Genomic DNA, 23,800 nt, shown 5'->3' on the forward strand with positions numbered 1-23,800 from the left:
CCCTGCGCCATTGAGAGGAAAAACAATGAGAATTCTGATCATCGGTGGCGAAGCCGCCGGTATGAGTGCGGCGGCCAAGGCGCGCCGTCTGGCCAAAGATGCCGACATCGTGGTGTATGAGGCCTCCGAGGTGATCTCTTTCGGTGCCTGCGGCCTGCCCTACTTCGTCGGCGACGAGTTTCAGGAGCCCGGCTACATGGCCGAGTTCACCCCGGAGCAGTTCGCCGCCAAGGGGATCGAGGTCAAGATTGGCCACCGGGTGCTGAGTCTGGATGCTGCCGCGCAGACGCTGACAGTCGAGCACAACGGCGACACCTTCACCGATCGCTACGATCGGCTGATGATCGCCACCGGTGCCCGCGAAGTGATGCCCCCCATCCCCGGTCTGCAGCAGCAAGGGGTATTCGGTCTGCGCCGGATGGCCGACGGGCTGGCGCTCAAAGCTGCGGTGCAAGACAAGAACAATCGCCGCGCCGTGGTGATCGGCTCCGGCTTTATCGGGCTGGAAGTGGTCGAGGCACTGGTCCATCAGGGCAAAGAGGTGCGTCTCATCGAGCTGGCGGATCGGGTCATCCCCGACGCGTTTGATGGCGAGATCACCCAACACATCGAAACCGAACTGCGCGAGCAGGGGGTCTCTCTCCATCTGGGTGAGCGAGTTGAAGCGCTGCTGGGGGATGGCCGGGTGACCGGCGTGCGAACCAGCCAGGGCGAGTACGAGGCCGATATCGTGGTGGTCTGCACCGGGGTCAAGCCCAATACCGAGTTTCTGGCCGATACCGGCATCGAGCGGCTCGGCAACGGCGCCATCAAGGTGGATCGTCAGGGACGCAGCTCGCTGGCCAACATCTGGTCGGCCGGTGACTGTGCCAGCGTCTGGCACAGCGTGAAGCAGCAGCAGGTCTATGTACCGCTCGCCACCATCGCCAACAAGCTGGGGCGCATGGTGGGCGAGAACCTGGCGGGTGCCGAGCAGGAGTTCCCGGGCACCCTCGGCTCTGCCGCGCTCAAGGTGTTGGGGCTGGAGGCGGGCCGTACCGGCCTCTCCGAGCAGGAAGCCAAGGCGATGGGCATCGATTACCGCACCGTGGTGATCAAGGACAAGTGCCACACCAACTACTGCCCGGGTCAGTCCGACATCCACGTCAAGCTGGTCTACGAGGCGGGCAGCAAGCGGCTGCTGGGAGGCCAGATCCTCGGTCGCAAGGGGGCGGTACATCGTATCGACGCGCTGGCGGTGGCCATCACCATGGGAGTGACCACCGAGCAGCTCGGCATGCTGGATTTTGCCTACGCGCCGCCCTTCTCCCGCACCTGGGATGCCCTGAACGTAGCGGGTAATGTCGCGAAGTAAGCGTTGCGATGACGGACGGCGTTGGGAAGGCGCTGTTACGTTGCCCCAGCTCTGCAGAGCCCCTGCGGGTAATATCAGTGGCTAAATTGCAGCGATAAAAAAACCGATGCCAAGGCATCGGTTTTTTGTTACCGGTTTATCCGTATCACTCAGCCACGGCCGAGGCGGTTCTCCGGGTAGTTCTTGGCCAGCACTTCGCGGGCATGCTTGGCCAGCTGCGGCATCTTCAGGGCGTCGTAAGACTCGACCATGATCTCCAGTGCCTTCTCGGTTTCGGCTGTGTCGGGGTAGGTTTCGACAATCAGTTTGGCCCGGTTGGCGGCCGCGACCAGTGCATCACGCTTCACATAATACTCGGCCACGCTCAGGTCATATCGGGCCAGACGATTCTTCAGGCCAATCATGCGGGCGCGGGCATCGGCGGCATAGACACTGTTGGGGTAGTTCTGCAACAGGGTCTTGAAATCCTGGAATGCCTGACGGGCATAAGCCGGGTCTTTGTCGTCCCGATCGATACCGAACAGGCTCTGGAAGAAATTGTAATCCGCCGCCATGTTGGTCAGGCCGCGCATATAGAAGACGTAATCGATATTTTTATGCGCCGGATTGAGGCGGATAAAACGGTCGATATTGGCGATCGCCTGAGCGGTATCATCCTGCTTGTAGTAGGCATAGATGAGGTCAAGCTGCACCTGGTTGGAGTAGGCGCCGAACGGGTAGCGAGAGTCCAAAGCCTCCAGCAATTCAGTGGCTTGCACGTAATTGCCAACGTCCAGTTTGAGGCGTGCTTTCTGGTACAGGGTCTCCGGCGGTTCGTCGGGTACCTTGGGTTTGGTGCTGGAACAGCCTGTGATCAAGGTAGCGACCAAGGCGAGCGACATCAGCAGGTGAGACTTCTTTCCCATCAACAACATCCGGTCCATTTCCACGAAATTGGCAAAGTATCCGTTATGCTTGGCTAAAAGAAAAGCTAGAATACTCGGATTATTTCGAATTGATACCCCCCGCTCAAGAGACCATACATGAGCCAGCATATTGAACTGACAGGCGAATTCCAGGATCACCAATTCGGGCAGCGACTCGACCAGGCCCTGGCCGAATTGTTTCCAGACTACTCCCGCACCCGCATCAAGGAGTGGATTTTACAGGACAGAGTGACCCTGGACGGTCAGGTTGCCAACACCCCGCGCGAGAAGATTCTGGCCGGGCAGCAGGTGCATGTGAATGTCGAGCTGGAAGATGATACCCGTTGGGATGCCCAGGATATCGAGCTCAACATCGTTTATGAAGATGAACACATCTTGGTGATCGACAAACCGGCCGGACTGGTGGTTCACCCGGGCGCAGGCACGCCGGATGGCACCATCCTCAACGCCCTGCTGCACCGCTACCCCGGCATTGCCGAGGTACCTCGCGCCGGTATCGTGCACCGTCTGGATAAAGACACCACAGGTTTGATGGTGGTTGCCAAAACCGTACCCGCCCAGACCCATCTGGTGGAAGCGTTGCAGGCGCGCCAGATCACCCGTGAGTACGAAGCAATCGCCATCGGTCACATGACCGCAGGTGGTACCGTCGATGCGCCCATCGGCCGTCACCCGACCCAGCGTACCCATATGGCCGTGGTGCCCAATGGTCGTCCTTCCGTGACCCACTACCGGGTTCACGAGAAGTTCCGTGGCCACACCCGTCTGCGTCTGCGTCTTGAGACCGGTCGTACTCACCAGATCCGTGTCCACATGGCGCATATCAAGCACCCGCTGGTGGGCGATCCCGCCTACGGTGGTCGTCTGCGCCCGCTGCGCAACGCGACCCCCGAGCTGACCCAGGCACTGCGCAACTTCAACCGTCAGGCGCTGCATGCCACCATGCTGCAACTGGCTCACCCCATCACGGGTGAAGTGATGCAGTGGCATTCAGCTACACCGCAAGACATGGTGGAGCTGATGGAAGTGCTGCGTGCGGATACTCTCGCCAATCCGGATGATTTAGTCTGGAACTGATGCGATAGGGCCTGCTGCGTCGGTTTCTGGCGTCATCCGGCCCGAATAGATACCAAACGGGGTTCCCTTGCAGGAGCCCCGTTTTTATATCGGTGAATTGAAGGAGTCACAGATGAAATGGATCGAACCCGACTGGCCAGCTCCGGCCAATGTCAGAGCCCTGTCAACCACTCGGGATGGCGGGGTAAGCGAGGGGGTTTTCGCCGGGCTGAATCTGGGCGCCCATGTGGGGGATGAACCGGTGCGAGTCGAGGCCAATCGTGCTCGCTTGCAGCAGGCGGCCGCCATCCCGGGGCCCCTCAACTGGCTTAATCAGGTGCACGGCACCGTGGTTCATCAGGTCAGCAACCATTATCAGCAGGCGCCAGATGCCGATGCCGCCTGCGCCCATGAGGCGGAGCTGGCCTGCATCGTGATGACCGCCGACTGTCTGCCGGTGTTGTTTTGCGATCGGGTAGGTACCGTGGTCGCAGCGGCCCACGCAGGTTGGCGTGGACTGAAAGAGGGCGTGCTGGAGGCGAGCATCGTCGCCATGGGCTGCGAGCCGGGCGAGATCCTGGCCTGGTTGGGCCCGGCCATCGGCCCCACAGCGTTTGAAGTGGGTGGCGAGGTGCGCGAAGCCTTTATGGCCGAGCAGGCCGAAGCAGAAGCGGCGTTCATCCCTTCGTCCAATGAGGGGAAATGGCTGGCGGATATCTACCAGCTAGCCCGGCTGCGCCTTGCCCGCGCCGGCGTCACCGCCATCTATGGTGGCGAATACTGCACCTTCAGCGACAGCGAGCAGTTTTACTCCTATCGCCGCGACGGCCAGACCGGCCGGATGGCCTCCCTCATCTGGTTGGCCCGCTAAGCAATCACCCGCCAAGTAATAGCCCGTCTCTCTCAAGAACAGATCCGTATGAGAGAGGCGGGGATCCTGCCCTCTCCCCGCTTTGCAGAAAAAATAACCAGCCCATGCCCTTGAAATAGCCCGTACGGGCCTCATCTTTCATCTCAGAAAGTTATGTTGTTTGCCGCGCAAGCGGCGTCTGCCTGTTTGAAGGGGGAGTGCAATGCGCCTCGATCGCCTTACCAGCAAATTCCAGATTGCTATTTCCGATGCCCAGTCTCTTGCGCTGGGTCGTGACCACCAATTCATCGAACCCGTTCACCTGATGACCGCACTGGTCAATCAGGATGGCGGCTCCATCCGTCCGTTGCTCACCCTGACCGGGATGGATATCAACGCCCTGCGCTCCCGCCTTGGCGAGGAGCTGGATCGCCTGCCGCGCGTGAGCGGCGTAGAAGGGGACGTGCAGCTCTCCAACGGCCTCGGCCGCCTGCTCAACGTCTGCGACAAACTGGCCCAGCAGCGCAAGGATCAGTTCATCTCCTCCGAACTGTTCGTGCTGGCTGCCCTCGACGACAAGGGAACGTTGGGTGAGCTGCTGCGCGCCCAGGGGCTGACCAAGGAGAAACTCGAAGCGGCCATCGACAAGGTGCGGGGCGGCAAGAAGGTGGAAGATGCCAATGCCGAGGAGAACCGTCAGGCGCTGGAGAAGTACACCATCGATCTGACCGAGCGTGCCGAAATCGGCAAGCTCGACCCGGTGATCGGCCGTGATGACGAGATCCGCCGTACCATTCAGGTGCTGCAACGCCGCACCAAGAACAACCCCGTGCTGATTGGTGCTCCCGGTGTCGGTAAAACCGCCATCGTCGAGGGGCTGGCCCAGCGCATCATCAACGGCGAAGTGCCGGAAGGGCTCAAGAACAAGCGGGTGCTGTCGCTGGACATGGGGGCGCTGGTGGCCGGGGCCAAGTATCGCGGCGAGTTTGAAGAGCGGCTCAAGGCCGTACTGACCGATCTCGCCAAGGAGGAGGGCAACGTCATCCTCTTTATCGACGAGCTGCACACCATGGTCGGCGCCGGCAAGGGCGAGGGGGCCATGGATGCGGGCAACATGCTGAAACCTGCGCTGGCCCGTGGCGACCTGCACTGCGTCGGCGCTACCACCCTGGATGAGTACCGCCAGTACATCGAGAAAGATGCCGCCCTTGAGCGTCGCTTCCAGAAGGTGCTGGTGGAGGAGCCGACAGTCGAGGATACCATCGCCATCCTGCGTGGCCTGAAAGAGCGTTACGAGTTGCACCACCATGTGCAGATCACCGACCCCGCGATTGTGGCGGCGGCCCAGCTGTCGCACCGCTACATTGCGGATCGTCAGCTGCCGGACAAGGCCATCGACCTTATCGACGAGGCGGCAGCCAGCATCCGGTTGCAGATCGACTCCAAGCCCGAGGCGCTCGATCGTCTCGAGCGGCGCATCATCCAGCTCAAGCTGGAGCAGCAGGCGCTGATGAAAGAGGACGATGACGCCAGCCGCAAGCGTCTGGAGCTGATCAATCAGGAGATTGGCGAAAAAGATCGGGAATACAACGAGCTGGACGAGGTGTGGAAGGCTGAGAAGGCCGCACTCGCCGGCACCCAGCATATCAAGGCTGCGTTGGAGCAGGCCCGTCAGGATCTCGATGTGGCGCGCCGGGCAGGCGACCTGGGCCGGATGTCCGAGCTGCAGTACGGCCGCATCCCCGAGCTGGAGAAGCAGCTGGATCTCGCCACTCAAGCCGAGATGCAGGAGACCAGTCTGCTGCGCAACCGCGTCACCGATGTGGAGATCGCAGACGTCCTGGCCCGCTGGACCGGTATTCCGGTCGCCCGCATGTTGGAAGGGGAGCGCGACAAGCTGCTGCGGATGGAAGAGCAGCTGCACAGCCGGGTGATTGGTCAGGAAGAGGCGGTCGATGCGGTCTCCAACGCCATTCGTCGCTCCCGTGCAGGTCTCTCCGATCCGAATCGCCCCATCGGCTCCTTCCTGTTCCTGGGGCCCACCGGGGTGGGCAAGACCGAGCTGTGCAAGGCGCTGGCGGAGTTCCTGTTCGATACTCAGGATGCCATGGTGCGGATCGACATGTCGGAGTTCATGGAGAAACACAGCGTGGCCCGTCTGGTGGGGGCGCCTCCCGGATACGTGGGTTATGAAGAGGGTGGTTATCTGACCGAGGCGGTGCGCCGTCGTCCCTACTCGGTGATCCTGCTGGACGAGGTGGAGAAAGCACATCCGGATGTGTTCAACATCCTGTTGCAGGTGCTTGATGATGGCCGCCTGACCGATGGTCAGGGTCGCACCGTCGATTTCCGCAACTCGGTGGTGATCATGACCTCCAACCTCGGGTCGGATCTGATTCAGGAGCACCACTCCGAGAAGGATTACGACGAGATGAAGGCCATGCTGATGGATGTGCTGACCCGCAGTTTCCGACCGGAGTTTATCAACCGGATCGACGAGACCGTGGTGTTCCATCCGCTTGGCGAGGATCACATCAAGTCCATCGCCCGCATCCAGCTCAAGAGCCTGATGGGGCGACTGGAGGCTCAGGGTTACGAGGTGGAGGTGAGCGAAGCGCTGCTCGAGAAGCTGGTCCACGCCGGGTTCGACCCCGTCTATGGGGCGCGGCCTCTCAAACGGGCGATCCAGCAGAAGGTGGAGAACCCGCTGGCGCAGGCCCTGCTCTCCGGCCGCATCGTGCCGGGCAAAAAACTGGTGCTGGGGGCCGACAGCAACGGCCTCACCATGACCCAGTAACCGATCTCGTGTCGATGTTTGCAACGCCAGCCCTCGGGCTGGCGTTGTCATATCTGGTGGCGGGGATTCGGGCGCAAAAAAAAACGGCAATCTGAAGATTGCCGGGAGGAATGTAGTGAAGCGACCTTACGTGGGTTGAGCGGGTCGCAGGGGCAAGCCCCGGTTTCGCCGCGGGTCATCAGGGATGACCACACGGCTTACAGCATGTCCGGACTGCGCTCGTTCAGTCCGCACGCCACACACCTTCAGGGCTGACCCGCGTGACACAGCTTGCGGGCCAGACCGATGAAATCAACGCGTTTACAGCATGCCCGGGATGGCGGCTTTCATTTCGGATGGCCACACACCGACCTGAACCTGCCCGATATGCTCTTTTTGCAGCAGCAGCATGGCCAGACGGGATTGGCCGATGCCGCCGCCGATGGTTTGCGGCATCCGCGCAGCCAGCAGATCCTGATGCCAGTCGTACTGCAGGCGATCCTCGTCGCCGGTGATGGTGAGCTGACGACGCAGTGCTTCGGCGTCGACCCGGATCCCCATGGAGGAGATCTCGAAGCTGTCTTGCAGCACCGGGTTCCACACCAGAATGTCACCGTTCAGACCCGCCAGACCCAGCTCGCTGTGGCTGCTCCAGTCGTCATAGTCCGGGGCGCGCACATCGTGGCGTTCGCCGTGGGAGAGGGCGCCACCGATACCGATCAGGAACACGGCACCCAGCTCTTTGGCGATGGCACGTTCGCGCCCCTTGGCATCGAGGTCCGGGTAGCGGGTCAGCAGCTCTTCGCTGTGCAGGAACTGGATCTCGGCCGGCAGGAAGGGGGTCAGCTCATGCTCGGCACAGACCGCGCGCTCGGTAGCCTTGATGGCGGCCCAGATGCCGCGCACGGTTTCCTGCAGATAGGCCAGATCGCGGCGCTCGCTCGGCATCACCTTCTCCCAGTCCCACTGATCCACGTAGACCGAGTGGATGGGGGTGAGCTTGTCTTCGTCCGGACGCAGCGCCTTCATGTGGGTGTAGATCCCTTCACCCGGGCCGAACCCGAAGCGACCCAGGGTCTGGCGCTTCCATTTGGCCAGTGAATGGACCACTTCGTAGCTGTGCTCCGGCAGGGTCTTCACTTTGACCTGCACTGCATTCTCGTGGCCAGAGAGGTTGTCCTGAGTACCATCACCGACCCGGCTCAGAATGGGGGCTTGCACCTCCATCAGACCCAGTTGTTGGGCGAGTTGGCGGGAGAACATCTCTTTGACGAAGCTGATCTGCTGTTGGCTGCGAATGTAGTGCTGTTTCATGCTGAATTCCTGTTTCAAACCCCGTTGGATGTGGTGATTCTTCAACAGATCGCCAACTAAATTCAATATTCGATAATACAAATAGGCTTTGTGTGTTTTTTTCTTCAAAATAAGCCGTCATTTAATGAGGTATCGTTAGCAGGAGTGCAAAAAAATGCCGGAAAATTACCGGATCGATAATCTCGATCAGGCCATCCTCACCGCTCTGATGGAGAATGCGCGGATCCCTTACGCCGAACTGGCGAAACAACTGGCGGTCAGCCCGGGCACCATCCATGTGCGGGTGGAGAAGATGAAGCAGGCGGGGATCATCGAGGGGACACGGGTGCAGGTTAACCCCAAGAAGCTGGGTTACGACGTCTGCTGCTTTATCGGGATCAATCTGAAGAGTGCCAAGGATTACCCCTCGGCACTGGCCAAGCTGCAGGCGCTGGACGAGGTGGTGGAGGCCTACTACACCACGGGCCACTACAGCATCTTCATGAAGGTGATGACCCGCTCCATCGACGAGCTGCAGATAGTGCTGATCAACAAGATCCAGACCATCGACGAGATCCAGTCCACTGAAACCCTGATCTCGCTGCAAAACCCGATCCTGCGGGATGTGAAACCCTGACCCCTTGATCAGGGTTCGATATAGGGGATGGCGTATTTGTCGTAGAGGGCCTTGAGGCTGCCGTTGCGCTTCATGCGCAGCAGTTCGGCATCGTAGGCGGCCATCAGGGCTGGGGTCTGTGCATCCGCCCGTGCGCGGGCCCAGGCGTTGAAGTAGGGGCTGCTCTTGAGCGGTTTGGGCAGGTAATCGATCTTTCCCGTCAGCCCCTCTTCCTTGATCTGGGTGAAGGCGGTGACCAGCGGCATCGGCACGGTATCGATCCGTCCGGCCAGCAGTTTGCGCAGTTGCAGCTGGTTCATGGTGATCTCCTGAAACTGATAGGCCGGGTCGGTCATCGCCACCGCCAGTTCAGGGGTGTAGGAGAAATCCTTGGTCACGCCGATGCGCCAGGGTTTGAGATCGGCCAGCGTTTCGTAGCGGATCTTCATCAGGTCCGCCTTGCGCACGAAGAAGTGCCAGCTGTGGCGAAGATGGGCCTGTTGGGGATAGATGAGATAACTTTCCCGCTCAGCCTTGTAGGAGTGGGTCATCACCAGGTCGCAGGCGCCGGTTTCGGCGTTGCGGGTGAGGCGGGCGCCGGAGTCGGCCAGCTCGACCCGAAAGGGCGTCTCCAGCTTGTCGAAGATGGCGGTGACTATGTCGATATCGAGTCCGCGGGGTTTCTGATCGGCATCGAGATACTTGAGCGGGGGCTCCATGGTGCCGCAGATCACCAGCTCCTTGGCCGGCAATCCGAGTGGAAACAGCAACAAAAGCAGGGGGATCACACGCAAACTACGTCTCCTGAGCCCGTTTGAAGATATTCCAGAACCTGATTCCAGTATATTGGGTAACACCTGATCCGTTAGAAGCGACTGTTTATGGCAAACCCTGAAATCGAGAGCCCACTGGACGGGATCGACAAGTTGACCGTTTCGCTCTACCGCCTTGGCTTGAGTGCGGCAGCCCTGTTGCTGCTTTGCCGCGGTGCGGCGCTGCTGAGCGGGATGGCACTGCTCCCGTCGGCACAATGGTTGATGTTGCTGGCAGTGGCAAGCGCAATCTGCGGCTTCTCGCTGCATATCTACGACAAGCGGATTCGCCTGATTCTGCAGGGATTTGGTTGGGGCGCGCTGGCCCTGGCGGCGGTAGGGGCACCGGATGCGCTGGTGCTGGGGGCAGCGTTGGCGACGCTCTCCGGGCTGGCGTTCAAGGAGCAGTTTTGCTTCGCAATTCCCGGCATCAAGCTGGTGCCCGTGCTGCTGCCGGCGCTATGGCTGCTGGAGTGGTTGCGGGTGGAGTGGGCCGCCGCACTGGTGGCGCTGGTCTGCGGTGCCCTGTTGAGCTTGTTGGCGCTGGCCAAGTGGCGAATGCCCCTGCACTTCGATATCGGTGACAAGGGGCGTTACCAGATCTAGGTCTGCTGGCACACCTTCATCTGCTGGTTGAGGGCCTGCATCACCTGACGGCGGCTGATGATGCCGATCACCTTGCCCTGTTGCAGCACCGGGTAGATCTTGGGCTTGGCATCGGCCATCTGGCGAGCCAGCTCCAGAATGCTGTCATCCGGCCCGACCGAGAGGGGCGTGCGGTTCATCAGATCCTCCACCCGGGTACGGGTGTCGCAGTGGTAGCTGCCGGTGAGCAGGCTGGGGATGCAGTCCTGCTCCGAGAGAAAGCCGATCAGCCGTTTCTGCTCATCCAGCACCGGCAGGCCGCCAAGACCCGATTGATGCAGGCGATCCAGCGCCTCGGCTAGGCTGAGTCCGGCAGTGAGGGTGTGGGTCAGGCGACCCATGTGGTGGTGTACTTTCAGCATGGTGGTGACTCCGCAAGAGGGGGATGCCGCCACTATGACGCGGGCGGGTAGCTCGCGACCAATGGCTTGTGCCGCAGGGATTGATAGGCACAAGCCATCGGCGGTGATCCGCTGGCAGGCGGGCTTCGTTCATGCAAGACCATGAAAGGGAAAGGAGATCGTATGCGTGCATTGGTTACGGGCTGCGGCCGTCGACTCGGATTTTATCTCTGTGAACAGCTGATGGCAGCGGGCTGGCAGGTGACGGGCAGCTATCGCAGCGAGAGGCCGGAGCTGGCCACTCTGGCTGCATTGGGGGTCGAGCTGGTGCAGGCGGATTTTGGCCGGGAAGAGGACGTTGGCAAGCTGATCGATGTGCTGGCTGCCCATCAGGATCTGGCGCTGGTGATCCACAACGCTTCGGCCTTCGAGCCGCAGGCAACTGATCCGGCGGCGCAACTGGCCCAGTTCGAGCAGTTCTACCGGGTGCACATGGCGGCCCCCTTCCAGCTAAACCGGGCGCTGGCCCCCCGGCTGGCCAGCAATCCCAACGCCAGCATCATTCACATCACCGATATCTATATCCATGCCCCTGCCCCCCGTTTTGCCAGCTATGTGGCCACCAAGGCGGGAGCTCATTCGCTGGCCATGAGCTTTGCTCGGGAGCTGGCGCCAGCGGTTCGGGTCAACACTATAGAGCCGGGCCCCATTCTGTTTCTCGACGAGCATGACGAGGCGTGGCGCCAGCAGGTGTTGGCGAAAACACCGCTGGCGCGGGAGGGGGGACTTGAGCCCATCTGGCAGGCGGTGCAGTTACTGATGGGGAACAGTTATATGACGGGTGCCAGCATCAAGGTAGATGGCGGGCGTGCGCTGGCCACCCTCTGAGGGGTTGCCGAGCACCAGTGGCTCCAGCCCGACCTGCCGGGTCAGCAAGCCCTTGCCGGGTTTGAGCTTGCTCGACGGGGCGGGGAGCGTCACTTGCAGCGCCACCTTGGGCTCATGCACCTCGCCATGGCCATAGAGCTCGGCCAGCAGCTCCGCCAGATAGGAATCGACCTCTGCCGAGGCAAAGTCACCGCTCCTGTTGCTGGCCAGAATATCGATGTCGAGCGGCCGATCGTGCACCTTGCAGAGCGGATCACTGCGATCCCGGCCGTGGGCCACCTCGAGGGTGACAAAGTGCTGCTTGAGGCGGGCGGCATCAAGCGGGCTTTCCACCACCAGCAGGCAGTTGAGAAAGTCGTGGCTGGAGTGCATTCCCACCGGCTTGGTGCGGATCACCGAACTCAGCCGCAGGGGGCCGACGTTCGCAAGCAGCTCGGCCAGCACCCGGCTGACATGGATATGCGGGTCAATATTGGAACCAATGCTACACAGATAGAACATGCTCACCTTCCTGGGGTTGGGCTCATCTGAAATGTATACGCAGCTCACGGTTATCGGATTAACTATGGCTTAACATTGTCTTATCTATTGTGATCCGGCACTGATTGGCAGAAAGGAGGTTTGCATGAGTGTGGAGCTGAAATGGGCGCTGTTGACCGCCTCGGGCGCGCTGGCGATGATCATGATTATCTGTCTGGCCTCTGTCGCGTTGGCGTGAATCACCACAATCCAGATAATACAAACCGGCCTGTTGGCCGGTTTTGTTTTTTGGGGCGGTGCGGCTATGCTGGCGCACCGGTGAGAATGCAAGAGAAGAGATGATGACCAAGGTTCGCCCACGCTCCCTGCTGCAGGTGGTATTGATGGGGTTTGTGCTGGTATTGATGCCGCTGGGCGGCATGATCTGGCACAACAGCACCTCTCTTGCCCACCTCAGTCAGCTCACCAGCGACGAGATGGAGCGGGCGGTCAAGGATACCCGCCGCGCCACCCTGCTGACGGCGCAAGCCATCGATATCGAACGCACCTTGCGCCGCTTCGCGGTGCTGGGGGATCGCCGCAGTCTCACCAGCTACCAGCAGCAACTCGATGGTTATCGGGTGTTGCTGGCGGAACACCGCAATTCCATCACCGACGGCCAGCTCTACAGCGGGCTCGATCAGGGGCTGGCCTGGCTCGACAGCCTGCAGGATGCCGCGTTGGCCCGGGCGGCGGCAGCGGGGGACAAGCTCGAGCAGTTCAACGATGCCAACAAGCAGCTCGAAATAGTTACCCGCAGCCGGGTTGACGAACACATGGATCGGGTGCAGCTCACCATCGCCGGACTGACCAGTGAGCTCTGGTGGGTGAGCGGTGCGGTGGCGGCGCTCAGCCTGCTGATGGTCTTTATCTTCACCTACCTCATCATCCACCCGGTACGACAGATTGAGTCGCGCATCTTGAGTCTGGGTGCCGGGGTCGAACCCGATCCCAAGCCGGTTGACGGCCCTGCCGAGCTGGTATTGCTGGGGGAGCGGATCGTCTGGCTGCACGACAAACTCAAGGAGCTGGAGCTGCAGAAATACCAGTTCCTGCGTCATGTTTCCCACGAGCTCAAGACCCCGCTGGCGGTGCTGCGGGAGGGGACGGATCTGCTCTGCGAGCAGCTGGTCGGGCCTTTGACGCCGGATCAGCTGGAGATCTGCCAGATGCTCGACGAGAACAGTCGGCGCCTGCAGACCCTGATCGAGCGGCTGCTCGACTTCAACCGGCTCAGTCAGCAGGAGGCGTTCGAACTGGAGCCCGTCCCCCTGCTGCCGATGTTGTCGGAACTTTCTGCCGAGTACCGGCTGGCATTGGAGTCCAAGCAGATCCGTGTACACTTGCCGACCGTGCCGGTTACCCTGTGGGCGGAGCCCTACCGGCTACGGCTGATCCTCGATAACCTCTTCTCCAACGCCGTCAGTTACGGCGCCAGCGGGGGCAATATCTGGATCAGGGCAGGGCAGAATGAACAGATAAGCTGGCTGGAAGTGGCCAACGAGGGGCCCAAGATCCCCGTGACCGATCAGCAACGCATTTTTGAACCCTTCGAGCAGGGCAGCACTGTGCGGCAAGGTCTCTTGAAAGGCTCGGGCATGGGCCTCTCCATCGCCCGCGAGTCTGCCAACAGCCTGGGGGGGAACTGGTTCTGGTAGAGGATGAACAGGCGGATGTCTGTTTCAGGTTGACGTTGAAATGAGGACTATGAAGATACAACGCGTATTTCCAGCTCTGATGGCAGGGCTGCTCGCGGGTTGCTCCTTGCTGCCGCAACAGGCAGAGCGGGAGTCCTCCGATATCGCTTTTGCCAAGCGGATGGAGTTTGCCAACAAGGAGATGCAGGTGCGTCTGCAATACTCCGACTGGCTGCTGGCCAGTCACCCCCAGCAACGGGTGCAGGAGCGTCAGCGTCTGAAAGGGGCTGACGATCTGGAGAGCCGGGTCAGTCTGGCCATGGTGGACTCCCACCCCGCCGAATCGGTGGCCAATCGCACCGCCGGTCTGGCGCGCCTGAAGCAGATGCTGCCCGAACTGGGTCTCGATGCGCAGGCATTTTTACGCAGCTGGATCGCCCTCGGCGAGCAGCTGCTGGCTCGCGACAGCCGTCGCGATGACCAGAGTCAGGAGATCCAGCGGCTGCGCCGCCAGATCGAGCAGCTGACCGCTATCGACGACCAGCTCAACCAGCGCAAGCTGAACGAGAATCGTGAGGTAATACCATGAGCCGGATCCTGTTGGTGGATGACGACGTCAGCCTGCTCAAACTGATGAGCATGCGGCTGCGCAGTCAGGGTTATGAAGTGGATACCGCCGACAGTGCGGAAGGGGCCCTCGACCGGTTGCGTCAGCAACGGGCCGATCTGGTGCTGAGCGATCTGCGGATGGCCGGCATGGACGGTCTGGCGCTGTTCGAGCGGATCCAGGCCCAGTGGCTGGGGTTGCCGGTGATCATCATGACCGCCCACGGCACCATCCCGGACGCCATTCAGGCGACCCGCTCCGGCGTCTTCAGCTTCCTGACCAAACCCATCAACAAGGATGAGCTGTTCGCCACCATCGAACATGCGTTGAGCCTGACCCGGCCGAAACAGCAGCAGGAGTGGCAGTCGCTGATCCTGACCCGCAATCCCCAGCTGGAGCAGCTGCTGATCCAGGCTCACAGCATCGCCACCATGGAGGTGCCGGTGCTGATCATGGGGCCGTCAGGCTCCGGCAAGGGGGCGATGGCGCAGGCGCTGCATCAGGCCAGCCAGCGGCGCGACAAGCCGCTTCATACCATCAACTGCGCCGCCATTCCGTGGGCGTCACTCGACTTGCAGCTGTTTGGTGAAGATGGCCAGTCAGGGCTGTTCGAGCAGGCCAAGGGGGCGACCCTGTTTCTCGACGAGATTGGCAGCCTCTCCGAATCCCTGCAGGCCAAGCTGCTGCAGGTGATGGAGGAGTATGGTCAGGGCACGCCGGAGGTGCGGGTGCTCAGCTCCAGCCATCAGGATCTGGTCAAGGCGATGGAGGAGGGGCGCTTTCGGGAAGATCTCTTCTACCGTCTCAACGTCGCCAATATCACCTTGCCGTCTCTCAGTGCCCGCAGCGAGGATATCCCCCTGCTGGCCCGTCAGGCGCTCGACGATTACCGTAGCCGCCACAGCGACTGCGCCGCCATGGGTTTTTCGCCCGAGTCGCTGGCGATGCTGGCGGCCGCTGCCTGGCCCGGCAACGTGCGCCAGCTCTGCAACGTGGTGGAGCAGCTCGCCAGCCTCTGTTGCAGCCCGGTGATCGGGGTCTCCATGGTGGAGTCCGCCCTGAGCGGTGGCGGCGGCGGCATCCCCTCGTTCAACGAGGCGCGGGCCGAATTCGAGAAGGAGTATCTGATCCGTTTGCTGCGCACCACCGAGGGCAACGTGACCCTGGCGGCCAACATGGCGGGCAGAAACCGTACCGATTTTTACAAGTTATTGAATCGGCACGGTATTGAAGCAGCAAACTTCAAATCGAAGGGATAAATCAGGCGGGATCAACTACCGCCGGAGCGGCATCGGCTTTTTGAGTTTTATGGGAGAGCCAGAGGCCGCTCGCCTTCATCAGGTAACCGAACAAGGCGCCAATGATGAGGGAGGGCAGGATCAGCCGCCACTCGCCAGCCGCCCCGAAGGTGGCACAGCAACCGGCAAAGGTGCCGGGAATGTAGCCGAGCCACTGCTGCTTGGCCTGTACGCACATCAGGGTTGCGACCACCCCCGTCATCACATAACCCGCCACACCCGCTCCCCACAGACTGTCGCCATGGATCAGCAGCAGTGCCCACAGCATGCCGCTGGTGTTGCAGAAGATGGTCTGCAGCAGCGCCTTGTAGCCACCGCTTGACGCGAAATAGCTGGTGCAGCCGAGAAAGCCGACCCAGGAGATAAGGCCGAACGCGACGGCAATCCAGCCCCAGACGGCGGAGAGAATTCCAGTGGTGATGGCGATGGCGATCAGTGGGCTCATGGGGCGACTCTTCAGTTGGCTTCGCAAAATGGGCAGCCTACCCCCGGCAATCGGGGCGGCAAGCGGGGGCGGAATTGTGTGTGATCTTCATCACCCTTTTCAACTCAGGAATACGCTTGCGCTCGCGAAAAAAATTCATTGGTGACCGGCCTGACAGTCGGCCATAGTTAGAGGCCCTGTCCTGCTCATGGAGTGAGTCTGATGGCGCCAAATGTGATCGTTCCCCTGCTGGTGTTCGTAGTCCTGTTTCTGGTCGGCACCATGGCCAAGGCACTGCCCCTGCACCACATGATGTAAATTTGTGTGAAATAAAAATCTGCCGGGGCGGGTCTTATCCATACTGCCTCACTCAGCCCCGGGAGTTTTTCATGTTGATCAAGCGTCGTACCGCCCACCCCCTCACCGAACAGGATGTCACCCCGGAAGCCGTCTATCAGGACCGCCGCCTTATTCTCAAAGGGCTGGGTCTGGGCGCGGCCACCCTGGCGTTTCCCACTCAGGCCGGAGTGCTCGACCTGCTGCGCGGTAAAGAGGATGCTCCCCAATTAGCCACCAGGCCGCTTAACAGCAAGCCTGCCGAGCGCCCGGCCAATCTGGTACTGACACCGGAAGAGAAGGCCACCAGTTACAACAACTTCTATGAGCTGGGCACCGACAAGTCCGACCCGGCTCGCAACGGCCATTACCTCAAGCCCGAACCCTGGACCCTCAAGGTGGAGGGGGAGGTGGCCAAGCCCTTTACCCTCGATGTGTGGGATCTCATCAACAAGAGCGAGCTGGAGGAGCGGATCTACCGGCTGCGCTGCGTTGAAGCCTGGTCCATGGTACTGCCCTGGAACGGCATCTCGCTGGCAGAGATCATCCGCCGTGCCGAGCCCACCAGTCGCGCCAAGTTTGTTGCCTTCGAAACCCTGTTTGATCCGAAACAGCTGCCGGGGCAGGCTTCCAGTCTGGGGGGCGGCATCGAGTATCCCTATGTGGAGGGGTTGCGTATCGACGAGGCGATGCATCCTCTTTCTTTCCTTGCGATGGGGCTCTATGGCAAGACCCTGCCCGCCCAGAATGGCGCGCCGATCCGCTTGGTGGTGCCGTGGAAGTACGGCTTCAAGAGCATCAAGAGTATCGTCTCGATCCGGCTGGTAGAGGAGATGCCGCCGACCACCTGGAACCTGCTGGCTCCTAACGAATATGGCTTCTACGCCAACGTCAATCCGCAGGTGGATCACCCGCGCTGGAGTCAGGCCAGCGAGCGTTTCATCGGCGAAGGCGGAGTGTTTGGCGCCAAGCGTCAGCCGACCCTGATGTTCAACGGCTATGGTGACGAAGTCGCCTCGCTCTATCAGGGGATGGATCTGCGCCAATGGTACTGAGATTGAAACCGGCCCATATCAGCGGCTTGCGGGCGCTGGTGCATCTGGGCTCCCTCGGCTTCCTGCTTTGGCTGGTTTTTGCCATTCCGGCAGGTCTGCTGGGGGGCGATCCGGTGCCCGAGCTTATCCACTACCTCGGCAAGGGGGCGCTCAACCTGCTGCTGCTCACCCTGCTGGTGTCGCCGCTGGCCAAGCGCTGGCGGCAGGGGCAGCTCATCAAGCTGCGCCGCCCCCTCGGGCTCTGGTGTTTTGCCTGGGCGCTGCTCCACTTCATGGCGTGGCTGGGGTTGGATCTGCAGTTTGACTGGGGGCTGATTGGCGGCGAGCTGGTCAAGCGCAGCTATATCGTGGTGGGGATGGTGGCCCTGTTGCTGCTGGCCGCCCTCAGCATCACTTCGCTGCCCGCATTGCAGCGCCGCATGGGCGCCGCATGGCAGAAACTGCACAACTGGGTCTATGCCATCGCCCTGCTGGTGCCGGTGCATTACTGGTGGTCGCTCAAGAGCGGTTGGGGAGAGCCTCTCATTTACCTGCTGCTGGCCTGCGCCCTGCTCTGGCCGAGGCGGGAGAAGCTGCTGCGCCCCATGCGGGGACGCTGGAATGCAAAAGAGGCCTAATCGGCCTCTTGTTGTTTGATCTCGCCGGTGTAGGCATCGACGATGAGATGCACCTTCTGATCCTGGCGATTGAGGGTTTTGACCTCGAATTTGTCCCCTTCCAGCTCCACTTCCCGAATGTCGTGATACCCTTGCGCCAGCAGGAGTTTGACCAGCCCGGCCATGTCGAGACGGCTCTGGGCCGCCCAGCTTGTGGCACTCAACAGGCAAAGGATCAGCAGGAAACTGCGCGGGATCATATTCATTCCGGATTCATGGCTGGCAGACTATAAACGCCATTATGTTAGGTTTTTGGAGATGAATCATCCATGAATAGAGCGCTCCCTCTGCTTGGGTTATTGCTGCCGTTGCTGGCACAGGCGGTCACGCCTGATGAAGCCCAGCTGCAGCAAGCTGTCCATGAGGGACGGGTTCGGCCCTTCCATGAAATGATGGAGGTGGCGGCCAGATTGCCGGTGCGGGTGTTACGGGTGGATCTGGGGGAAGAGGATGGTATCTGGCTCTATGAACTGCGAGTCATCGATCGGGAAAACAGCGTGATCAAGGTAGCCTATCGGGCCGACAACCTTGAGCTGGTGTGGGCCAAGGGCCACCATCTGGAGCGGCTGTTCGAACCGCCAAAGCCCCCGGTCGAGGATGATGAATAACCCCTGTGTGGAACCCTGTTCATGCGAATTCTGATTGTTGAAGACGAAAAAATTCTGGCTGGCCAGCTGGCCGAACAGCTGCGCCTCTCCGGCTTTGTCACCGACCTCTGCCACGATGGCAACGAGGCCGGTTTCCTCGGTGAGACCGAACCCTATGACGCCATCATTCTCGACCTCGGCCTGCCGGGGCGCGATGGCCTGAGCGTGCTGAAGGAGTGGCGCAGCAAGGGGATCGATACCCCGGTGCTGGTGCTGACCGCCCGTGGCCAGCTGCACGAGAAGATCGAGGGGCTCAACGCCGGTGCCGATGACTACCTTACCAAGCCGTTTCAGGTGGCCGAGCTGGTGGCGCGGGTCCATGCGCTGGTGCGCCGGGCGGCAGGCAATGCCAGCTCCATTCTGGAGATCGGCGGGGTGCGCCTCGACATGGCGGCATCGCAGGTGTGGTACGAAGGGACCCCGATCAAGCTGACCGCCCACGAGTTCCGGGTGCTGGGTTACCTGATGCAGCATCGGGGCAAGGTGGTGTCGCGCAGCGAGCTGATCGACCACATCTATGCTCAGGATTTTGACCGTGACTCCAACACCGTGGAGGTGTTCATCGGCCGGATCCGCAAGAAAACCAACCCCGATCTGATTGAGACAGTGCGCGGCCTCGGGTACCGGATCAACGAATGAGGCTGGTCAGAACCCTGCGGGGGCGACTGGTCGCCATCGCGCTGGTCTGGTGCGGGCTGTTTCTGTTCGCCACCGGTTTCAGCCTGCAGACCATGATGCGCAACTATTGGCAGGAGGCGGAGGCAGATGGCCTGCGCCTGCAGCTCTATGATCTGCTCTCCCGGCTGGAAGTGGCCAAAACCGGCCTGCCGGTGGTCACCGGCTCCCTCTCCGATCCCCGTTTCAATCAACCCTACTCCGGCTACTACTGGCAGCTGGAGCTGGGCCGCGATGTGGTGGGGCGCTCCCGTTCCCTGTGGGATACCAACCTGAAGAGCGACGGCCTCAAGTCGGCGTTTGGCGATCCCGACCTCTTTGTCGGCAAGGGGCCCAACAAGGAGCCGCTGCTGATCATGACCCGCACCGTGCTGCTGCCCGGTTCGGATCGGGTGTTCACGCTGGTGATGGCCAAGGACAGCAGCGCCCTGACCCAGACCCTCAACAAGACCCGCATCAGCCTGTTCCTCGGTCTCGGCTTTGCCGCTGCCGGTCTGGTGCTCGGCTTCATGTTCCAGATTGTCTACGGCTTGCGGCCGCTGCACCTGCTGCGCCGCGAACTGGGGCGGGTTCACGAGGGTCATCAGGAGGGGTTCCGGCTGCGCTATCCGCTGGAGATCCAGCCGCTGGTGGAGGATATCAACCGGCTGCTGCACCACTACGGCGAGCTGCTGCAGCGGGCGCGATCCCACACCGGCAATCTGGCCCACGCCCTCAAGACGCCGCTCAGCATCATGCGCAATCAGGTGGCCCAATTGCCGCCGGAGGATCAGGCTGCCATCGGCGAGCAGCTCGACCAGATCCAGCGCCATATCGACTATCACCTCGGCAAGGCACGGGTGACCGGCGCCGCCAAGATCCTCGGGGTCTCTACCCCGGTGCGGGCGCGGGTGGAGTACATCTGCCGCGCCTTCTCCCGCCTCTATCCGGGCAAGACGGTGGATCTGCAAGTGCCCGCCAATCTGGCGGTCGGGGTGGAGGAGCAGGATTTCGACGAGATGGTGGGCAACCTGCTGGAGAACGCCTTCAAGTGGTCAGCCAGCGAGCTGCGCATCTCCAGCGCCGAGCTGGGTGGCTGGATCACCTTGCGTATCGAGGATGACGGCCCCGGGATGAGCGAAGATCAGATCGCCAAGGCGGTGCTGCGCGGGGTGCGGCTCGACGAGAAGGTGCCGGGCTCGGGCCTGGGTCTCAACATTGTCTCCGATCTGGCGGAAGCCTATCGGGGCAGTTTCATCATGGGCCGCGCCGAACTGGGCGGTCTGGCTGCCTCCCTCTCGTTGCCCAAGGTGGCAAGAGTCGAGAGCTAGGCATAACATATGGCATTTGTTTTAGCCTGAGGAAGAGAAGCATGACCGACGATCCGTGGGCACTGTGTCACCTTGACGATTCGTTTGATGCCTCTGTGCTGGGGGTCAAGGGCGCCCAGATCCAGTGGTTTGAAGACAGGGATGGCCTGATCGCGTTCCTTCTGGAAGATTTTGTCGACCTGCTGGCCGATGTGGGCGAGCTGGATGAAGAGCAGACCGAGCAGGCGCGCGAACGCTTCACCCTGCTGGTGGAGCAGAGCTTCGACGATCGCACCCTGATGGATGCCATCAACGATCTCGCCTCCGGCCTGCGCCGCATCGCCTGGTTGGGGCCGCTCTCGGAGCTGGCCGAGATCAGCGACGAGTTTGCCTCCGGCCTGCGCCGTTACTTCTGGAGCCAATACGATGGCGATGAAGATGATCCGGACGCCTGGGTGCCGGAAGAGCTGTGGCCGCAGCTGGTTGAATGCGCGCAGGAGTATATGGAGGAAGGGGAGTTCTAAACCCATCCCGATCATGCCTGCGCTTTGGCAGACAGATAAAGAAACGGCGCCTTGATGGCGCCGTTTTTATTGGGTGGCAATAGCCTTAGCCGTTGGCCGGTACCGCGTGGGCGGTGTTGGCCAGCATCGGGCCTGTGTACTTCTCGATCTGCAGCTGGGCCATGTGGCCGCAGTTGCCTTGCGCCAGACTGGACGAGCCTTCGTCGAAGGTGAGGCAGTTGACGTTGCCGTTCTTGCAGATGCTGCCCGCTTCGCCCGGCTTGGCCGGGTCATACCAGGCCCCTTCACAGATCCGCACCACCCCCTGGCGCACATCTTCGGAGAGCAGGGCGCCCACCAAAATCTGGCCGCGCTCGTTGAAGGCACGCACCAGATCCCCCTGGGTGATACCACGAGCCTTGGCATCCAGCGGATGGATCATGATTGCCTCGCGGTCGGCGATGGCGAACTTGTCCCGCAGCGGGGTGTTGTCGAGCTGGGAGTGCAGCCGCTGGGTCGGGTGGGAAGTGTTGAGCGACAGCGGATAGCGCGCCGCCACTTCACTCTTCACCCACTCCTTGGGCTCATACCACTTGGGATGACCGGCGCAGTCGGCGTAACCCATCCCCGCCACCGTGTTGGAGAAGATCTCGATCTTGCCGGACGGGGTACCGAGCGGGTTGAGCAGCGGGTTCTCGCGAAAATCGGCGTGACGGATCCACTGGCGGTTGGCCTCGGGGATCGGGAAGCGGATGTAGTTGTTGGATTCCCAGAACATGTTGAACGGCGGCAGCGCCACCCGGGCACCGCGAGCCTGCGCCGCCATGCCGTCGTACATCTGCTTGAGCCACAGCATCTCGTCCTTCCCTTCGGTGTACTGCTCCTGCACGCCCAGCTTGGCGGCGATGGCGCTGAAGATGTCGAAGTCGTTGCGGGACTCGTGCTGGGGGGGCACGCACTGGTGCATCGGGAAGACATAGCGCTGGGAGTAGTCGCCACCCATCTCCAGATCGTTGCGCTCGTAGCTGGTGGTGACCGGCAGCACGATATCGGCGTGCTTGGCGGTGGCGGTCCAGTAAGGCTCGTGAACGATCACGGTCTGCGGCTTGCGCCACGCTTGCAGCAGGGTGTTGGTGTCCTGATGGTGGTGGAAGGGGTTGCCGCCCGCCACGTAGACCAGCTTGATGTCCGGATAGGTCACCTTGCGGCCGTTGAAGTCGATGGTCTTGCCCGGGTTGGCGAGACAGTCGGCGATGCGGGCCACCGGGATCGGAGCCGGGCTGTTCTTCGGTGCGTTGCCGGCGGAGATACCCGCCAGAATGCCGCCCTTGGCGGTGGGGCTGCCACCGGAGGAGTAGTGGTAGCTGAAGCCGTAGCCGCCGCCCGGCAGGCCGATCTGGCCCAGCATGGAGGCCAGAGTGACCAGCATCCAGTTCGGCTGTTCGCCGTGCTGCTGACGCTGCATGCCCCAACCGGCCATGATCATGGTGCGCTTGGCGGCCATGTCGAGAGCCAGCTGGCGGATCACCTTGGCATCGACGCCGCAGACGGTGCTCGCCCATTCGGCGCTCTTCGGTTGGCCGTCATCCTTGCCGAGCAGGTAGTTCAGGAACTTGTCGAAACCGACGGTGTAGCGATCGAGGAAGGCCTGATCGTGCTTCTTCTCGCTGTAGAGGGTGTGGGCCACACCCAGCATCATGGCTACGTCGGTGTAGGCGTTCGGGGCAATCCACTCGGCGCCGACCAGTTTGGCGGTCTCGTTGTAGATGGGATCGATGCTGATGACGCGGGTACCTTTCTCCTTCAGCGCCATGAAACCGGCCTGACCTTCGTGATCCGGCATATTCCAGCTGTTCTTCAGGGTCACCTGGGCGTTGACCCCCCACAACACCACCAGTTCGGCGTTCTCGACCACGTTGGGCCAGGCGGTCTGCTGCTCGTACACCTCGATGGAGCCCATCACATGGGACATGATCACCTGAGCCGCACCGGTGGAGTAGTCACCGGCATAACCGGTGAAGCCACCGGAGAGGTTCATCAGGCGGTGCAGCAGGGTACGGCTGTTGTGGAACATTCCGACGCTTTTCCAGCCGTAGGAGCCGGCGTGGATCGCCTGCGGACCGAAGTCACTCTGCACGCGCTGGATTTCACCGGCCACCAGTTCGATCGCCTTGTCCCAGCTCACTCGTACCCACTCGTCGGCACCGCGCAGCTCGGGCTTGGCGCCCGGGCCATGCTCCAGCCAGCTCTTGCGCACCATGGGGTACTTGATGCGGTTCTTGGCATGCACCTGGAACGGCGCCATATCGATGAGATCGTTCGGCGCCGGATCATCGGCCACCGGCTGGACGCGCACCATGCGGCCATCCTCGACGATCGCCTCGAAGGCACCCCAGTGGGCGCCGGTCAGAATGCCCTTCTGGGCGGGCACCAGAGTCGGGAACTGACTCAATGCGGTGCTGATGGCTTGTGCCAGCGCACTCTTGGGAAAAATGCCGCCGAGCAGGGGCAGGGCTGCGCAGGCGCCGAGCCCCTTGAGCAGGTTGCGGCGGGACAGATTGGTCTTCTTGTCATTGAAAAAAGTCATAACGGTTTTC

General features: G+C 61.4%; 24 protein-coding genes and 1 pseudogene. 17 read left to right on the top strand and 8 right to left on the bottom strand.

All coding sequences use genetic code 11. The features are described from left to right. The first annotated feature begins 25 nt into the window (after window positions 1–25). Complete coding sequence (locus ACTG2O_RS04680; protein ID WP_236285049.1) at window positions 26–1,354, top strand: CoA-disulfide reductase; 1,329 nt, start codon at window positions 26–28, stop codon at window positions 1,352–1,354. Window positions 1,355–1,503: 149 nt separating this feature from the next. Here the strand turns inward: ACTG2O_RS04680 and ACTG2O_RS04685 are convergent, their stop codons facing one another. Further along, window positions 1,504–2,259: an outer membrane protein assembly factor BamD gene (locus ACTG2O_RS04685; protein ID WP_019446583.1), complete on the bottom strand. Its 756-nt coding sequence runs from the start codon at window positions 2,257–2,259 to the stop codon at window positions 1,504–1,506. A gap of 117 nt (window positions 2,260–2,376) precedes the next feature. Between ACTG2O_RS04685 and rluD the strand changes: the two genes are divergently transcribed. The 3 genes from rluD (at window position 2,377) to clpB (ending at window position 6,983) form a co-directional block, all read left to right on the top strand. Next, window positions 2,377–3,357 carry a 23S rRNA pseudouridine(1911/1915/1917) synthase RluD gene (gene rluD / locus ACTG2O_RS04690; RefSeq protein WP_005339771.1) on the top strand — a complete coding sequence of 327 codons (981 nt, stop codon included), beginning with the start codon at window positions 2,377–2,379 and terminating at the stop codon, window positions 3,355–3,357. Window positions 3,358–3,469: 112 nt separating this feature from the next. Continuing rightward, entirely contained in the window at window positions 3,470–4,207 is a 738-nt protein-coding gene (gene pgeF / locus ACTG2O_RS04695) for a peptidoglycan editing factor PgeF (RefSeq protein ID WP_019446584.1), read from the top strand. A gap of 202 nt (window positions 4,208–4,409) precedes the next feature. Further along, window positions 4,410–6,983, top strand: a complete 2,574-nt coding sequence (gene clpB / locus ACTG2O_RS04700) for an ATP-dependent chaperone ClpB (RefSeq protein ID WP_019446585.1) — start codon at window positions 4,410–4,412, stop codon at window positions 6,981–6,983. A gap of 300 nt (window positions 6,984–7,283) precedes the next feature. Here the strand turns inward: clpB and asnA are convergent, their stop codons facing one another. Next, on the bottom strand, window positions 7,284–8,276 hold the full coding sequence (asnA, locus tag ACTG2O_RS04705) for an aspartate--ammonia ligase (protein ID WP_019446586.1): 993 nt from the start codon (window positions 8,274–8,276) through the stop codon (window positions 7,284–7,286). Between the two features lie 154 nt (window positions 8,277–8,430). Between asnA and asnC the strand changes: the two genes are divergently transcribed. Beyond that, the gene (asnC, locus tag ACTG2O_RS04710) at window positions 8,431–8,892 is read left to right on the top strand and encodes a transcriptional regulator AsnC (protein WP_005339783.1); all 462 of its coding nucleotides are present in this window, start codon (window positions 8,431–8,433) and stop codon (window positions 8,890–8,892) included. Between the two features lie 8 nt (window positions 8,893–8,900). Here the strand turns inward: asnC and ACTG2O_RS04715 are convergent, their stop codons facing one another. Beyond that, on the bottom strand, window positions 8,901–9,665 hold the full coding sequence (locus tag ACTG2O_RS04715) for a substrate-binding periplasmic protein (RefSeq protein ID WP_019446587.1): 765 nt from the start codon (window positions 9,663–9,665) through the stop codon (window positions 8,901–8,903). Between the two features lie 87 nt (window positions 9,666–9,752). On the opposite strand from ACTG2O_RS04715, the gene ACTG2O_RS04720 reads away from it, so the two are divergent. Further along, window positions 9,753–10,289: a DUF2301 domain-containing membrane protein gene (locus ACTG2O_RS04720; protein ID WP_019446588.1), complete on the top strand. Its 537-nt coding sequence runs from the start codon at window positions 9,753–9,755 to the stop codon at window positions 10,287–10,289. On the opposite strand, the gene ACTG2O_RS04725 is transcribed toward ACTG2O_RS04720, so the two are convergent. Beyond that, window positions 10,286–10,690 (bottom strand): CBS domain-containing protein, encoded by a 405-nt coding sequence (locus ACTG2O_RS04725; protein ID WP_019446589.1) that lies wholly within the window; start codon window positions 10,688–10,690, stop codon window positions 10,286–10,288. The two genes, ACTG2O_RS04720 and ACTG2O_RS04725, sit on opposite strands and share 4 nt — an antisense overlap. Window positions 10,691–10,852: 162 nt before the next feature. On the opposite strand from ACTG2O_RS04725, the gene ACTG2O_RS04730 reads away from it, so the two are divergent. Beyond that, complete coding sequence (locus ACTG2O_RS04730) at window positions 10,853–11,557, top strand: SDR family oxidoreductase (protein WP_368152873.1); 705 nt, start codon at window positions 10,853–10,855, stop codon at window positions 11,555–11,557. On the opposite strand, the gene ACTG2O_RS04735 is transcribed toward ACTG2O_RS04730, so the two are convergent. Continuing rightward, the gene (locus ACTG2O_RS04735) at window positions 11,483–12,058 is read right to left on the bottom strand and encodes a 2-amino-4-hydroxy-6-hydroxymethyldihydropteridine diphosphokinase (protein WP_421302196.1); all 576 of its coding nucleotides are present in this window, start codon (window positions 12,056–12,058) and stop codon (window positions 11,483–11,485) included. The two genes, ACTG2O_RS04730 and ACTG2O_RS04735, sit on opposite strands and share 75 nt — an antisense overlap. 124 nt (window positions 12,059–12,182) lie before the next feature. Here ACTG2O_RS04735 and cydH point away from each other — a divergent pair, with 124 nt between their 5' ends. The 4 genes and pseudogenes from cydH (at window position 12,183) to ACTG2O_RS04755 (ending at window position 15,579) form a co-directional block, all read left to right on the top strand. Beyond that, entirely contained in the window at window positions 12,183–12,275 is a 93-nt protein-coding gene (cydH, locus tag ACTG2O_RS04740) for a cytochrome bd-I oxidase subunit CydH (protein WP_005339800.1), read from the top strand. 103 nt (window positions 12,276–12,378) lie between these two features. Further along, a pseudogene (locus ACTG2O_RS04745) lies at window positions 12,379–13,778 on the top strand (sensor histidine kinase). Then, on the top strand, window positions 13,775–14,302 hold the full coding sequence (locus ACTG2O_RS04750; RefSeq protein WP_005356347.1) for a hypothetical protein: 528 nt from the start codon (window positions 13,775–13,777) through the stop codon (window positions 14,300–14,302). Before ACTG2O_RS04745 ends, ACTG2O_RS04750 begins: the two are co-directional and overlap by 4 nt. After that, window positions 14,299–15,579, top strand: coding sequence for a sigma 54-interacting transcriptional regulator (locus ACTG2O_RS04755; protein ID WP_005339807.1), 1,281 nt, complete (start codon window positions 14,299–14,301; stop codon window positions 15,577–15,579). The genes ACTG2O_RS04750 and ACTG2O_RS04755 overlap by 4 nt, the downstream gene beginning before the upstream one ends. A 1-nt stretch (window position 15,580) precedes the next feature. Here ACTG2O_RS04755 and ACTG2O_RS04760 read toward each other — a convergent pair whose 3' ends face one another. Continuing rightward, a complete protein-coding gene (locus tag ACTG2O_RS04760) occupies window positions 15,581–16,063 on the bottom strand; it encodes a DUF1097 domain-containing protein (protein ID WP_005339809.1) in 483 nt (160 codons plus the stop codon). A 368-nt stretch (window positions 16,064–16,431) separates the two neighbouring features. On the opposite strand from ACTG2O_RS04760, the gene msrP reads away from it, so the two are divergent. Both msrP and msrQ read left to right on the top strand, forming a co-directional pair. After that, window positions 16,432–17,433, top strand: coding sequence for a protein-methionine-sulfoxide reductase catalytic subunit MsrP (gene msrP / locus ACTG2O_RS04765; protein WP_064338937.1), 1,002 nt, complete (start codon window positions 16,432–16,434; stop codon window positions 17,431–17,433). Then, a complete protein-coding gene (gene msrQ / locus ACTG2O_RS04770) occupies window positions 17,424–18,050 on the top strand; it encodes a protein-methionine-sulfoxide reductase heme-binding subunit MsrQ (RefSeq protein WP_005339821.1) in 627 nt (208 codons plus the stop codon). Before msrP ends, msrQ begins: the two co-directional genes overlap by 10 nt. Here msrQ and ACTG2O_RS04775 read toward each other — a convergent pair. Further along, on the bottom strand, window positions 18,047–18,295 hold the full coding sequence (locus ACTG2O_RS04775) for a PepSY domain-containing protein (RefSeq protein WP_013724184.1): 249 nt from the start codon (window positions 18,293–18,295) through the stop codon (window positions 18,047–18,049). The genes msrQ and ACTG2O_RS04775 overlap by 4 nt on opposite strands. Window positions 18,296–18,358: 63 nt before the next feature. Here ACTG2O_RS04775 and ACTG2O_RS04780 point away from each other — a divergent pair, with 63 nt between their 5' ends. The 4 genes from ACTG2O_RS04780 to ACTG2O_RS04795 are packed head-to-tail and all read left to right on the top strand — an operon-like array spanning window position 18,359 to window position 21,224. Then, window positions 18,359–18,697 carry a PepSY domain-containing protein gene (locus ACTG2O_RS04780; protein ID WP_005341875.1) on the top strand — a complete coding sequence of 113 codons (339 nt, stop codon included), beginning with the start codon at window positions 18,359–18,361 and terminating at the stop codon, window positions 18,695–18,697. A gap of 21 nt (window positions 18,698–18,718) precedes the next feature. Beyond that, window positions 18,719–19,375, top strand: coding sequence for a response regulator transcription factor (locus tag ACTG2O_RS04785; RefSeq protein WP_005339826.1), 657 nt, complete (start codon window positions 18,719–18,721; stop codon window positions 19,373–19,375). Further along, complete coding sequence (locus ACTG2O_RS04790; RefSeq protein WP_005339828.1) at window positions 19,372–20,721, top strand: sensor histidine kinase; 1,350 nt, start codon at window positions 19,372–19,374, stop codon at window positions 20,719–20,721. The genes ACTG2O_RS04785 and ACTG2O_RS04790 overlap by 4 nt, the downstream gene beginning before the upstream one ends. A gap of 41 nt (window positions 20,722–20,762) precedes the next feature. After that, window positions 20,763–21,224 (top strand): hypothetical protein, encoded by a 462-nt coding sequence (locus ACTG2O_RS04795; protein ID WP_005339830.1) that lies wholly within the window; start codon window positions 20,763–20,765, stop codon window positions 21,222–21,224. A gap of 85 nt (window positions 21,225–21,309) precedes the next feature. On the opposite strand, the gene torA is transcribed toward ACTG2O_RS04795, so the two are convergent. Then, window positions 21,310–23,790, bottom strand: coding sequence for a trimethylamine-N-oxide reductase TorA (gene torA, locus ACTG2O_RS04800; protein WP_439975400.1), 2,481 nt, complete (start codon window positions 23,788–23,790; stop codon window positions 21,310–21,312). Window positions 23,791–23,800: the final 10 nt, after the last annotated feature.

It is taken from the genome of Aeromonas sp. 61P, from assembly GCF_051919545.1.
Classification (GTDB): domain Bacteria; phylum Pseudomonadota; class Gammaproteobacteria; order Enterobacterales; family Aeromonadaceae; genus Aeromonas; species Aeromonas veronii.